This is a genomic window from Ruminiclostridium cellobioparum DSM 1351 = ATCC 15832 (genome assembly GCF_000621505.1).
Lineage (GTDB): Bacteria > Bacillota > Clostridia > Acetivibrionales > DSM-1351 > Ruminiclostridium > Ruminiclostridium cellobioparum.
Window position 1 is genome coordinate 129,207 of the sequence record NZ_JHYD01000023.1, and the last position, 12,813, is coordinate 142,019.

The following is a 12,813-nucleotide window of genomic DNA, read 5'->3' on the forward strand; positions in this document are numbered from 1 at the left end:
GATTCCGGGTAATAAAAAACAGCCTATTTCTAAGCTGTTAATTTTTAATCATCGTGTTATTTTTAGAACAGGACAACAGGTGTTTACTTGCCGCCCTTTATGACCTTTATCTCAACTTCCTGTTTTTCAACTTTTGAGTTAAGATTATCTACTTTACTTTCAAGCGTATTAAGTTTCTCATAAATAAGTGAATATCCCTCAAGTGCCGTTTCCACTTTTGGTTTCAAATCATTTTCCATTTTTGCAACTTGATTTCCAATACCGGAAATATCATTTTGCATTGAAGTCATTTTATTTTCAATACTATCAAATCTGGCATTAATATCCGAATACATCCTAGTCATCAATTCAAAAACTTTGTCTTCCACTGTTCCACTCCCCTTTATAATAATCATTATACCATATAAAACAGTTAATAAAAATTATTCTTTGATTTTTTCGAGTAAAGCTTCCTGCAGTACAGATGAAAAATTTATATGTTTATTTTCTGCTTCTTCATTAAGCCATTCAGGAATAGTCAATGTTTTTTTAATTGCCTTGGTTTTTTTCCTATACTTGTTAATTTCACAGGAAACATAGCTTACAACTCCATTGGATGTTTGTAATTTTGTAATGTCTGAAGCCTGCGGAATTGGTTCTTTATTATCTAACTTAGATGCTATATAAAGTCCTAAAGCCTCCTGCGCAAGTTCCATAGTTTCAGGTAAATCCTTTCCACAGCTTTGGCAGCCTTCAAGATCCGGAAACTCAACCCAGTAGTTACCATTTTCATTATGAAAAATTGCCGGGTAAATCAATAACATAAACACACCTCCCAAATTTCACAAGGAATAGAACTTAATTCTAATACGTGTTATACGTATAGTCAATATACTTAAAAAACTTTTCTTCCTTGATTATTTTTTTCAACTCATTAAAAACTTTTTTGTCATACTTTTGCTGCTCATTTTCCATGATATCCAAAGCTTCTTTCATACTGAAAGCACTTCTGTAGGCTCTGTCTGATGTTAACGCATCAAAAACATCTGCCGCCATAATTATTTTGGAAGCCAGAGGTATCTCATTTTCCTTTAACCTGTAATACCCCATTCCCCGGCAATCTTCATGATGATAAAGAATATAGTTCGCTAAATTATTAAAACGTTTATCTTTTACCAGTGCATTAAAGCCATAGAGAGTGTGCTTGCGCATTTCTATCATTTCATCGCCGGTTAATTTGCTGGGTTTATTTAAAATTTCCAAAGGTACATCTTTTTTCCCAATATCGTGAAGTGCTGCTGCAGCAGAAATAATATGAAGCTCTTTATCTGAAATTCCTAAATTCAATGCAATTTTGGTGCTGATAATCGAAACATTCTGCCCGTGAATAAATACTTCAACCATCGCATTCTTTATTCCTGCTTCCCTGGTCATAACAATATTCTTCATAGGGTTCTCCAATCTAAAAGGAGCCCCCTTAAGAAAGCTCCTTTTCATAACAATCCATCTTTAATTCTATTTTTTTTATTGACTCTGTACATAGATCAAATCATCCGTTGCCTTCCCCTTTACGTAAAAAACCAATCGTGACGTATTCCGAGGATCCCAGGTATCATTCCATTTTTCATTACCATAAGTTAAACTGCCTTTTTTTATTTGCAAGTCAAAGCTTATAAAAGACTTATTGTCTGTTTCTAACGGTATGGTCCATTCAAAATAATATGTATTACCGGCTCCTTTTGTTAATGGGACTTTATCTGTATATGTTCTGCTGCTCATTAAATAATTGATATGAAACTCCGCATAATCAGGAGCTCCCTGGATGTCAATTTTTCCTTTAACTCTGTATCCGGCCTTAATATATGTTTTTGGATGTCCGACTAAATTGAAATAATTAATCGGCATTTTCAAAGTGCCGATATCGGTATTTGTCTTTCTGGGATACCGGTCAATCTCTCCGTCATGATTATCATCAATGCCATTTGATATGTCAAAATAATAAGACTGCCAGCCCGGATCAAACATCATGGTAATAAAAAATTGTCCTGCCTTTACATTATTGATAGTATACGGCCCGGCCATGTTTTTTCCGGTTTGTCCCGCTTTATCACAGGCTTCCATGTGTAAATAATATGTACCGTCTGTGTTCAGGGTAATAGTTCTTTCCTTTATTCCATCAGCTTCCTTTATCCACTGTGAAGCCGCCGGGGAATCGGTACTGCCGGTTACGGCATAACGCATATATGCAAAGTCGTTTTCACCGTTATCGGAAGCCTTAATTGTTATATTAACCGGTCCCGTCCCGTTATATTCAGTAGGAGTGGCAGTTATGGACGGGGGAACATTAACAGTGTCAATTGTATCTATATATGGGCTGCTCCATGCACCTTCAATATCCTTAACACTGAGTCTTATCTGATAAATGCCGGAATTGTATGCAAGACTTGCCGGTTTCCCCTCAGTCCAGGTATCTGATGAGGCCTTTTTGTACTGCCATACTCTTGCTCCAATACCTTTATCTGTCCTTGACAGGTTATGATCCGGGTCATAGGACTGATCCAGATATGTCAGATTAACCATGGATCCTGCTCTGCCTGCAATCTGCGTGTTAAATAAAGCTACAGGTCTGCGGTGTACAATAATTGTAGCCGGTGCCGAAACATTAGACCAAAGCCGGTAGCTGTCAAACCTGTTATCCTCCTTCGGGTTGTCCCTGAATTGTGAAACCACTGTATATTTTCCAACTTTGCTGAAGGTGTACAACGGTTCTGTGATCCACTTGCCTGAATTGCCGTCAAGCCCATTTGAGTTATCAAAATAGGCCGGATCATGGGTGTACTGCCATTTGTCTGAATATTTCGGGTCGTGCTCGAAATCGCTGTAAATTTGGTTATACCGGACACTTTCCTCGTTTACCAATATTGTTAGTGTTGTACTGCCTTGCTTGGTAAATGTGTCATACTTCCGTATAATCAGGGTTCTGACCGTGTTTTCATCCTTGCAGAATGCGCTGTCCATAACAGAGTTATAAATCAGCTCTCTTAATGAATACTGCTGCCGGTTAACAGGGACATATGGATATTGCAGTTTTAAGTCCCTGGCTTCGGCCGGGGAGACAACGTAAATATTAAATCTGTTAACATTCAGGTAATTTAAAACCGTGCTATCCAAATTATCCAACAGCAAATAATCCGACGGATCATGAAAGTAAGTATCTTTTTCTATGTTATCAGAGATATAGATAAAATACCTCTCTGATCCATCTCTTAACTGGGTGTTGAATATTTTTGACTTTGAGAATGCTTTTACAGACTTGTTGGTAATATCAAAAGCTGAATCTACCTTGCCGCAATTGACAGTGGTGTATTTAAATCTATGCAATCCATAATCATCTACCCCCAAATAATCGCAATTAATGTAACAAATATTGCCTTGCTTTGTTACATAGGCAAAATGGTTGCCTATTTGCAAGTAATCGGCCGCAGTATCACCAACTGAAGCATCAAATACTGTAGCATATCCTCCGCCATTGTTTGCGTAATACCTTGCAGGATCATAAGTTGATGTAATATCTGTTTTCAATATGTTTTCGTAGTTAATACGGCCTATATAACCAATTTCACCGCTTGGAGTTCTTACTACCATACCTCCGGTAGCACCACTATTATCCTGTATAAACAATATTTTATCAGCTGCAGGCACATTATAGGTGCTCCATCCCCCGGAAGTATTACTATATATTACTCCATCAGTGGCCACTAAATAAGTAACACCATATGTCGATTTACCCATAATAGCCTGTTTTATAGGTATATTTATAGATACCTGTCCTTGCAAATTATAAATCTTATTATCTGTACATAATATAGCTGTCTGCCTTGCCGTATCCCTGGACGTTGAATAATCTTTTACCGGATAAGGCAATTTCCCGCTGTGATTAAGCCCTCTTTGCTGTGTACCGCTTGACCAATATGTAAAATCTATATTACCATCATCAGATATATAGTACAGCATAGAATCACTAACACCAATAACATACTGTGTGTTGGCCGGAGCATAAGGATCTTTTGCTACAGGCAGGTAATAATTATCAACTCTTAGTGATCTCCTATATACTCCTGTATCTGTCACCATATACATTATTCCGTATTCATGGACATCAAAAGCAAGTGATCTTACACCGGTCCAGTATGTGTTTGTAAATTCCTGATACTGTATTGGCATGTCATATCCAAGATATGAATTAAATGTCACTCCATTGGCACCGCAAATCCACAATGAACTATCATTTTTTATTATATAAATAGAAAGACCACTGCTACTATAGTAGAAATATGCATCTTTTACATCTGTAGCTATTTTAATAAAGCTACTGTAGGTCTGAATTGTGGTACTCTGTCCAAACAGACCATATACTTCTTTTCCCTGGTAGTTCCATCCTATGAGATTACTGCCCCGTGCCCATAAGTCACCATTTCCACAAAGTAAGAGTGTGGCATCAGTATTATATTGAGAAAAACTCTTATAATCACCCTTTGTCACATACTTTCTCCATGTATCTACATCTTCCAGAGAGTCCATATTGACCACGTTTGTCTTGAAATCCACATCAGAGCTGATATTATCCTTTATACTGTTAACAAAGCTGTTTGTGCTTGAAATATCTTTATCGGTAGCCACTATCATGTCTACCTTATCAGACGGCCTTTTGACATTTTCTTTTATCTTGTTTACAAGGCCGGTTATATTTTTTGGCCCTATGCTTCTGCCATCAAAGCTTGAATCTATCAAATCCCTTAAAGATATATTTTGAGCTGCACCGTTAAATGTCACCGGGTACTGAGGATTTGTTGAAAGATTCACATTCTCCAGATTATCTGAACAAATGGAATATATTCTTGCTTCACTATCCTTTACAAACTTTCCAAGATTGCTGTCGTTCCGAAGCTGGCCTAGCCGGTAATTCGATGCCATGTGTGAAGTGTAATAGTTTGTATCCTCGTTGTTAAGAGCAAAAATTACAAATGTGTCTGTATTGCTGGGGACATTATAATTTAATTTTGATAAATCCCAGCCGGTTACGGAATTTGTCACCGGTGTATCCTGGGAGCCTTGAATTGACCAGGCTGTGTCATATGTAAATACAGGCTCGGCGCTTAATTCCTTAAAACCTTGCTGAGTAGCCCCATTGGGATAATAGTAATTATACTCCCTGTTATAGCTGAACTGTCCCTCGCATATACCTGAATTATTGATAAATGTATACGTATAATAAGTACGCTGTCCAAAGTCATAGACTTGTGTCTGCAGGGCAGATTTGGTATATCGTGTTGGAGCACCATAAGGCTGAGTTGGTGTTTGGCCTTCCGGCAGTTCTATTACATTGGAGTAATTAAATACTTCGGTTTGTAATTCATTACTTGCATTATGCTGCTGTACCTGGCCATACGGTGTTATATTTAAAGTATATCCGGACCATCTGTATGTCGCATATCCGTTTTTAGCCCAATAATTTTTAACATAATTGCCCTGTTGTGTTCCTATGGTGGTATCAGTTGGGCTTGCGTACTCAATATTAATTTTTGCGTAGTTAGCCAGTTCGCTTTTCATACTTGTTAATGCATTTTTAAGATTGGCGTTATCTGCGCCGGCATAGTCAGTCAATACAAGCAATTTAACTTCACGACTCTTTTCAACCGTGAAGTTTGCCACAGGAGCAGTATTTTTCATTTCCTGAATATTAAAAGCCAAAGCTGAGCTTTGGCTTATTAGTGTTATTATTAAAATCCATATAGGTAAATATTTAAATTTTTTCATAGGTGCTCCTCCGTTTACCACCCTTGCACGTAACTGCTTTTATAATCACTCTGCACTAGAAGTTCCTTAACCGTTTCGGAATCAGGAATATCCTCGTATACCTGCAATGCTTCGGTAAATTTTCCAACCTCATATGACCAGATTTCTGCTGTAGAATCGTATTCACCGTCAACCACCAACCTGATACCGCTGGTAAATGGGTCGGTACCTGTGTATGGATATATGGTTGTTTCATCTGCAAATGCAGCTGCGGCTCCGGAGCCCTGGGCGAGATCATTGTCACTGTCATACCTGGCAGACCATATCCTTTTACCTATGGGATCACCATCGGGTGAGGTTGAAGTGCAAATAACAGGTATAACACCATATTTTTGCCGGGTTCTATCAATAGGATTTTCAAATTCACGTATATTACTTTCCGATCCGCTGAAATCTGCTACAGGTGCCAAATCCTCAACTACAGTAATAGTCCTGTCAACAGTATTTGAGTAATGGACTGCACTGTTAAATACATAAGTATTAGTCATAGACACTGTTATTTTATATTGTCCGCTGTCTCTGGCCTGGAAGTATACAGTCTTTTGTCCCTTCAGCACAGAATTGAAATCCAGGCCGGTATCTGTCCATGTGCCGTTATTATATAGATGGGCTTTGCCATTGACATTTTTATATACCGTACCATTTGATAACCTTACCCCGTAATCTCCGGTAGCTCCAGTTTCATTTATAGGTTGTATGCTCCATGTGGTCAGGTTCCAATCAATTGGATACCTGGTAGCCGACTTACTCTTTGATGTATCAAGTGTTATTTTTCTGTTTTCTTTCATTTTATCCGCCAGGACATCAACATTTATCTCAGGCTTAGGCTCGATAATTTCAATTATGCTTTGATCATATCCTGAGCAATTTCCATCATCAATGACTTCCAAGTCTATACCGTAAACTCCTATTTGGGGATACCAAACCGTACCTTTTTCAATATCTTGCTCAGCGTTATTCAGTTCATTAGCCCACGAGTTGTTGGGGTCACTTAAATATGTTCCTGGTACATCCCATATCCATCGTTCAACATATCCGTCTGTGTCGTATGAACGGCTGCCATCTATTAACACATCATCACCGGCATAAGCTACGGCTGGATTATTAATAATTGCTATAGGGTCATAGTTTATCTTTTCAGGTGGCTTTACGGGCGGCATAGTGTTGTCAACCTTATACCAAAAATATACGTAGGCATTTTTATTCGTTGATGATAAAGTTACAGTCTGAGAAGTAGCAGTTTCCATTTTTGACTTGTCAGGTGCGGACGCTGAAAATGTTTGATATGAACCTTGAACCTTATATTGTGTCACAGGAGGATATGTAACGGTTTTTGGCTTCCCATATTCAACACCTGGTATTTCTTGTGCAGTATCAGGAATTTCCTTGTTAGTGTCTATATCAAGGCATTTTATGTATATGGTTCCTGAGTTGGCAGGAGGCTTTATTACATGGACTGTATGTATAGCTGATTCTGCAAGCTTTGAACCTGCATCCGTTAAATTAGCTGTATTTCTCCCCTTAATCTGGAACGTGTAATCCCTGATCTCATCAAGTTTTACTATTGTTTCAAACTTCATTTGATCGTTATAATCCTCAGAGGGGTTTCCCTGTTCTTCCATGAACTTACCATCAACAAAACCGCTTATGTGATGAATACCCGTACCAAAGCCCTTAAAAGTAACTACAGTACCCTGTAGAACGGTTGAATTGTTAATAGGCAAAGTTAGATTTACTTTTGGGTCGGGTATGGGTACAGGCTCAGGCTTCAATGTTAAAGTAAGGTCAAAGTAATCATTACGAGTATTACTTATAAACGCCGATGAAAATTCTGTAAAGTTACCACCTATTATTTTACCATTATTATCGTACTCAGCTATTTCATCTTTAGTATATGCATATGTGCCTAATGGTGTAAACTTGCCGTTGAAATAACTGTATTTTCTTATGATTGCATTTGCTGTAACAGTGCAGCCGTCTTTTATTATCCTGTCAAAAGTAGCTTTATCGCTCACCATGTCCCGGAGACTATTTCCACCCTTAATCCCTGTAGATTCTTTAGTCCATCCTGTAGTAATAGGGAAAGTATATGTTCTGCTTCCACCATTAGTTTTTACTTCCCTTAGGTCAATATCAATAGATATGGAACCATTTGAATTACTGAACTCAAACTGCCAACCTATACAAAAAGCTTGCAAAGGAGAAGTTGAAGCTACAGAATTCACAGACATAGTTAATGCTTGATGTTCTTTCGGTGAAGCTCCATCACCAATGACACCTAAAACGCCTGTCGGGTCACCTGCAGCATATATTGGAATGTTAATACTAAAGAGAATAGCAAAAATGCAAATCAAACTTAGTATTGTACTTAAAGTTTTCTTCATAATTGCAGTACTCCTCTCATTTCGATATTCTTATTTCCGATATTGGTTGTAATCTTGTACATTTAATTCCATTATCTTCAGCTATAAAGTGTATTTCAAAATCTTGTTCATACCATACTCCAAGTTGTGAAGGTTTTTTAGTTGAACCAACAATTTCGGATTTAAGAATATTAACGCTTGTAGGACTTGAATATCTATATTTTATTGTTCCTCTTAGAACAGGATTTCCCCATTCTGCATAAACCAACATGCCTTTACTGGTTATAAACTTTCCTTCTGAAACAATCGTATTGTTTTTAACATAATCAAGTTTTTTTTGAAGATATCCATCAAGAGTATTAAAGTCTAGTACAGATTTTAAAGTAGATTCATATATATCCACTTTTTTGTAATTTGCATTTGCTATTAGGGTTGCATACTTTATTCCAACTTCAACTAATTCGTTCTCAAACTGTTCAGAAGTCATTCCGTACTTTGCTCCCCAATTCTTTAAGTAGTCAGTTTCCTCCTTCAGATATTTGTTACTCTCATATACAGAATCCTTGTACAAACCTTCTTTGTTGTTCAAAAGTGTTGAAGAGATACCTTTTACACTTTCCTTCCACGCTGAGGCTTTTTCGGCTTCAGCTTTTTTCAGCTTTTCCTCAGCCTTTTTTTTGTTAAGATACTCCATCTTATCCAAGTTGTAATCATAAGCATTTACCGTTACGGTAGCTACTTCAGCCCTGGTTATATTGGCTTTTGGGTTAAAATATGTCTTATTATCTTTAAGAGATCCTTGCATCAGGTAATTTGAGTATGCAGCAGTTGAATAGCCTGGATTAGTGGTAACGTCTGCATATGGTGTTTTTGCTGTTTCGTCTGGAGTGATGTTCAAAGCTCTGCACATCATCTCAACCACTTCCTGCCTTGTTATTGCATAGTTGGGGTTGAACTTCTGATCCGACGGTAAATCTATTATTCCGTTTGCCAGTGCAGCAGTTATATATCCTGATGCCCAGCTCTTCTGAGAATCAATAAAGGGATTCCCCTGCATCTGCTTATAGCCCTTGACGTTGCACAGGAAAGTAACAAATTCAGCCCGTGTTACCGGGTTGTTGGGTTTATATGTACCATCTGTATATCCGCCTGTAATTTTCAGGTCAGCCAGCTTTGTTACATAGGAATAATACCAGGAGGTTACTTTCACATCTTTGAATTTATTGCCCGGATCGGCTGAAATCATTAAAATGTTTGTTGTGATTGAGACTGACATAATTATTAATACTGCAATTGTTCTTTTCACTACAGATCTCATAGTTATTCTCCTTTTGACTTTAAAATTTGATTTGACATATGTTTACTTTTGAAAGGAATTTGGTATAATATTATTAAGGAGATTGAATGTCCACATTGTGGCAGTCACTCTACATCGTGAAAAGTTTAAGCTTTAATCACTCTGTAGTGCGAGTACAGGGTGATTATTTTTTCCGCTCATTTAACTTGATTATTGTGATAACCAAGGAGAGAAAAGATATGAGAAACATCGAGAACATTATCATTAAGGATATTGTTTCGTATATATCCATACCTGCCACCTCCTTTCTCTTTTGTAAAAGAGATGCAGATGACTATCACCCTGTTTTCATTCAATCCCCTTAAAATTGGCATTGAATAATTTTATTTGTTAATTGTATTTTTGAATAAGATGTGATTATGGCAAACTCTGCCATACCCACTCACCAAAACCGGTGAAAGACAGCAAGGCTTTTATGCATTATACCATATTATTACAAAATTATAAAGATTTTTTAAAAATTAATTTTATTCTTCTAAACCGTTGCCGTTTTTACGCTCTATATTTGCACCTTTGAATGCTATAAAGGTTGCCAGCCTTTTTTTAAATAATCCGTCAATTTCATAATTTTTTATAAAAACCATGTAATAAGGTCTCTTTTTAAACTCATTAGTTTTCGGATTACCGTTGACGTACACAATTTCCTTATCCGGCTGCCCGGCATCCCAGAATTGTGCCGTATTTGTGTTTATTACGGCTTCAAGATCGGCAGGCTCGGAAACACTTCCGGTAATTCTTTTTGTTGCGTTCTTTATTATGTAGTTTGCTGAGCCGGTTGCCGGGTTTACTATTATAATCATTGTGTTGGATATGACCTCTGATTTTTTTATGCCGGCATTAAGCTCCAGTGTACTGAAAAACGCATTTTCGGCACTGGTTTCATCAATAAATATATTGTCGGTGGAAAGAGTGCCGGCTGACTCATCTATCCCTATGGAGTAACCATACCTGCTTAATTCAATATTGTTTTCCTGGGCAGCTGCCGAAACTGAAAAATCAATTGCACCGGCTATACATTTCTTTTTATATGAGTACAGAGAATAATCCGCCGTACTGAGAAGCAGCAGTGACAATACCAAAATTACCGACAAGCTGAAAAACGTTGTTCCGGCTGCCCCGCCCCTATTATCCATTATACACCTCGATCCGGCATTCGGCCCTGGCCTTGTAATACAGGTTTTTTGTATCATCCGGGCTGATTCCGCCGTTTTGTATCCTGCTGAAGGTGGAAACCTCCTTTGATTTGATGTAAATTATAAAAGCCTCGCCTTTATTTAGAACTTCTCCCATACTGTAGTCAGATAATGCTACTATTAAGCCGTTGGAATACATCCCTTTTATTAAAACAATACTCTCTCCGTCTGAAAAATCAGCTATTTTATTTATCTTCGCAGAAAATTGACCATATGCATCCTCTGTGAGCCTGCCGGTTAATTTTACCTGGTAGGCAACCAGGTCTACCTGGTCTTTCAGGTACCTCTGCTTCAGATCATAATTTGATATTGCGATTGCCTTGAACATAAGCAGCGCAATTATAGGAATTACAATAATAGATACAAAAATTTTATTCATTGACTTACCCCATTTTCTATACCTCAAGATGTGTCCCAGTCGGACACATCTTGAAGCCTTAACTTACCGGCAGCTATGGTGCAGACGCTATATTGTTGTTTGTTTGCCGGACAACCTCAAAGGTTTTGTCTCCGCCTGTTTTTACTTCTGCTGCAATCGGAATTATTACCGATACTACCAATGCCACGCAAATAGCAAAAAGGATTATCGTCATAATTACCTTGTTCATTTTTATCAGCTCCTTAAACTTAAAAACTCACTTATATTTCAGTAATTATCTGTATCCCGGCTGCTTCATATGTAACCGGTGTACCAAGTGTGCCGATATTGGTTTTTGTTTCATCAAGCTTGTCCTTCGCTTCCTGCCCGGATGACTTGCTGGTGGTCATTACCGGGATAATTACCCCTATTACCAGAGCTATTGCAAGTGCAAACAAAATAATTGTCAGTATAACCTTATTCACTTTATCACCTCCCCGCTTTATAAATAATGAATATATAAGCTTAACACCCCCAATCCGGTTTAATTGATAGTCAAATATATTTGAAGGCATCAAATATCATATCAAGCATTGGCTTCATCAAAAGATTGGCCAGTTCATACAAAAGCGGAGTTATGCTTATAAAAGCAATAATATCGATCCAGTCCATATCTTCATCGGCTGTTATTAAAATTCCATCATTCCTGCTCTTGCGGTTTTTTGCCAGGATATCCATGGCAAGCTTTTTATCAACTATGGAATATATTCTGAGGGTATCTACCAGCTCAGACATTTTTTTGTTTTTTGTTGCCGCCTTCAGGTTTTGAACTGCAAGCTTTCTGTCTACCTGGAACAGGCTGCGGCATTCCGTCATATTCTTTCTGTAGAGTGAAGAACCTTTGGACATTTGCTCCAGAATGTCGGTAGTTTTAAAGCCCTCCATACTGCCCAGCAGTTCAAAAATATTTTCAAGCTTTATTACCTCTTTTCTGTAGATGCTGCCTAATAAAAGTCTCTTAAGCAGAAGCAGCAATTCAGGCACAAAGTAAGCAATAAACGCAATTAAATATACTTTCCGGTCCACCAATTTTACTTTTTTCAGAGCCTCATATGTAGAAATGAATTTTTCGGCATTGAATTCCACATCCTGTTTTTGTACAGTATGAATCAACACAGGAAGAACTTCCGAAACCATCTGTCGTTTTTCAGCATCGTCAGCTTTTTCAAAGTCATTACTATCTATTTGATTCAGTATTGAATGATATAGAGAATAGTTATATTCAGCATCCGACTTGTCTTCCTGATAAACCCCAAAAATATTTATGCTGTTGGAAGCCTTTGAAATGATGTTCACTTTGGTTATATCCATGTTGGTATAATTAATAATCAAAGCTGATAAAGTTATCAGGATAAATGAAAATATTTTTACAAGATAAAATGCCTCCAAAGAAATTTTTGTTTCCGAACCGTTAATTACCGACAAGCTGATCCTGTTTAATATAAATGACTTATCCCTGGTGAAAACTCCAAGAATCCTTTTAACAACCCTGTTTTCAGCTATACTCTCCAGGGAAAACCCCTTTAAAGTCAAGTATCTGGATTCTCTCGGATACTTGCTTGTAAAAATGCCTGTCAGAAGTACAAGCAGGCCGACTGCAATTAAAACAAATAATATATGCATATAAATACCGTCCTTTTCAAGATG

13 protein-coding genes are annotated in these 12,813 nt (G+C 37.5%); 1 reads left to right on the forward strand and 12 read right to left on the reverse strand.

The features are described 5' to 3' along the window. Window positions 1-83 precede the first annotated feature (83 nt). From T344_RS0109200 to T344_RS31910, 7 genes are all read right to left on the reverse strand, one after another. The gene (locus tag T344_RS0109200; protein WP_034860940.1) at window positions 84-368 is read right to left on the reverse strand and encodes a hypothetical protein; all 285 of its coding nucleotides are present in this window, start codon (window positions 366-368) and stop codon (window positions 84-86) included. Between the two features lie 54 nt (window positions 369-422). Beyond that, on the reverse strand, window positions 423-803 hold the full coding sequence (locus T344_RS0109205) for a type II toxin-antitoxin system HicB family antitoxin (RefSeq protein ID WP_027628459.1): 381 nt from the start codon (window positions 801-803) through the stop codon (window positions 423-425). A 40-nt stretch (window positions 804-843) separates the two neighbouring features. After that, window positions 844-1,428, reverse strand: coding sequence for an HD-GYP domain-containing protein (locus T344_RS27910; RefSeq protein ID WP_051571711.1), 585 nt, complete (start codon window positions 1,426-1,428; stop codon window positions 844-846). 75 nt (window positions 1,429-1,503) lie between these two features. After that, complete coding sequence (locus T344_RS0109215; protein ID WP_027628460.1) at window positions 1,504-5,796, reverse strand: hypothetical protein; 4,293 nt, start codon at window positions 5,794-5,796, stop codon at window positions 1,504-1,506. Between the two features lie 14 nt (window positions 5,797-5,810). Then, window positions 5,811-8,219 (reverse strand): hypothetical protein, encoded by a 2,409-nt coding sequence (locus tag T344_RS0109220; RefSeq protein ID WP_084331167.1) that lies wholly within the window; start codon window positions 8,217-8,219, stop codon window positions 5,811-5,813. Window positions 8,220-8,235: 16 nt separating this feature from the next. Then, window positions 8,236-9,516, reverse strand: a complete 1,281-nt coding sequence (locus T344_RS29680; RefSeq protein WP_051571713.1) for an S-layer homology domain-containing protein — start codon at window positions 9,514-9,516, stop codon at window positions 8,236-8,238. Between the two features lie 163 nt (window positions 9,517-9,679). Beyond that, window positions 9,680-9,760, reverse strand: a complete 81-nt coding sequence (locus tag T344_RS31910) for a putative holin-like toxin (protein ID WP_422784861.1) — start codon at window positions 9,758-9,760, stop codon at window positions 9,680-9,682. On the opposite strand from T344_RS31910, the gene T344_RS31720 reads away from it, so the two are divergent. After that, window positions 9,735-9,860: a hypothetical protein gene (locus T344_RS31720; protein WP_278246147.1), complete on the forward strand. Its 126-nt coding sequence runs from the start codon at window positions 9,735-9,737 to the stop codon at window positions 9,858-9,860. The two genes, T344_RS31910 and T344_RS31720, sit on opposite strands and share 26 nt — an antisense overlap. Window positions 9,861-10,022: 162 nt before the next feature. Here T344_RS31720 and T344_RS0109235 read toward each other — a convergent pair whose 3' ends face one another. The 5 genes from T344_RS0109235 to T344_RS0109255 form a co-directional block, all read right to left on the reverse strand. Next, window positions 10,023-10,688, reverse strand: coding sequence for a hypothetical protein (locus T344_RS0109235; RefSeq protein WP_027628463.1), 666 nt, complete (start codon window positions 10,686-10,688; stop codon window positions 10,023-10,025). After that, window positions 10,681-11,127: a hypothetical protein gene (locus T344_RS0109240; RefSeq protein ID WP_027628464.1), complete on the reverse strand. Its 447-nt coding sequence runs from the start codon at window positions 11,125-11,127 to the stop codon at window positions 10,681-10,683. The genes T344_RS0109235 and T344_RS0109240 overlap by 8 nt, the downstream gene beginning before the upstream one ends. Window positions 11,128-11,200: 73 nt before the next feature. Next, complete coding sequence (locus T344_RS31240; protein ID WP_169738698.1) at window positions 11,201-11,356, reverse strand: hypothetical protein; 156 nt, start codon at window positions 11,354-11,356, stop codon at window positions 11,201-11,203. A 31-nt stretch (window positions 11,357-11,387) separates the two neighbouring features. Next, window positions 11,388-11,591: a hypothetical protein gene (locus tag T344_RS0109250; RefSeq protein WP_154669433.1), complete on the reverse strand. Its 204-nt coding sequence runs from the start codon at window positions 11,589-11,591 to the stop codon at window positions 11,388-11,390. A 70-nt stretch (window positions 11,592-11,661) separates the two neighbouring features. Next, window positions 11,662-12,789 carry a hypothetical protein gene (locus T344_RS0109255; protein ID WP_027628466.1) on the reverse strand — a complete coding sequence of 376 codons (1,128 nt, stop codon included), beginning with the start codon at window positions 12,787-12,789 and terminating at the stop codon, window positions 11,662-11,664. Window positions 12,790-12,813: the final 24 nt, after the last annotated feature.

Excerpts from the sequence above, each read along its gene's own strand:
- T344_RS31240 (WP_169738698.1), bottom strand. The coding sequence starts at position 11,356 with ATGAACAAGGTAATTATGACGATAATCCTTTTTGCTATTTGCGTGGCA.
- T344_RS0109235 (WP_027628463.1), bottom strand. The coding sequence starts at position 10,688 with ATGGATAATAGGGGCGGGGCAGCCGGAACAACGTTTTTCAGCTTGTCG.
- T344_RS0109215 (WP_027628460.1), bottom strand. The coding sequence starts at position 5,796 with ATGAAAAAATTTAAATATTTACCTATATGGATTTTAATAATAACACTA.
- T344_RS29680 (WP_051571713.1), bottom strand. The coding sequence starts at position 9,516 with ATGAGATCTGTAGTGAAAAGAACAATTGCAGTATTAATAATTATGTCA.
- T344_RS0109240 (WP_027628464.1), bottom strand. The coding sequence starts at position 11,127 with ATGAATAAAATTTTTGTATCTATTATTGTAATTCCTATAATTGCGCTG.
- T344_RS0109220 (WP_084331167.1), bottom strand. The coding sequence starts at position 8,219 with ATGAAGAAAACTTTAAGTACAATACTAAGTTTGATTTGCATTTTTGCT.
- T344_RS0109205 (WP_027628459.1), bottom strand. The coding sequence starts at position 803 with ATGTTATTGATTTACCCGGCAATTTTTCATAATGAAAATGGTAACTAC.
- T344_RS0109255 (WP_027628466.1), bottom strand. The coding sequence starts at position 12,789 with ATGCATATATTATTTGTTTTAATTGCAGTCGGCCTGCTTGTACTTCTG.
- T344_RS31910 (WP_422784861.1), bottom strand. The coding sequence starts at position 9,760 with ATGATAATGTTCTCGATGTTTCTCATATCTTTTCTCTCCTTGGTTATC.
- T344_RS31720 (WP_278246147.1), top strand. The coding sequence starts at position 9,735 with ATGAGAAACATCGAGAACATTATCATTAAGGATATTGTTTCGTATATA.
- T344_RS27910 (WP_051571711.1), bottom strand. The coding sequence starts at position 1,428 with ATGAAGAATATTGTTATGACCAGGGAAGCAGGAATAAAGAATGCGATG.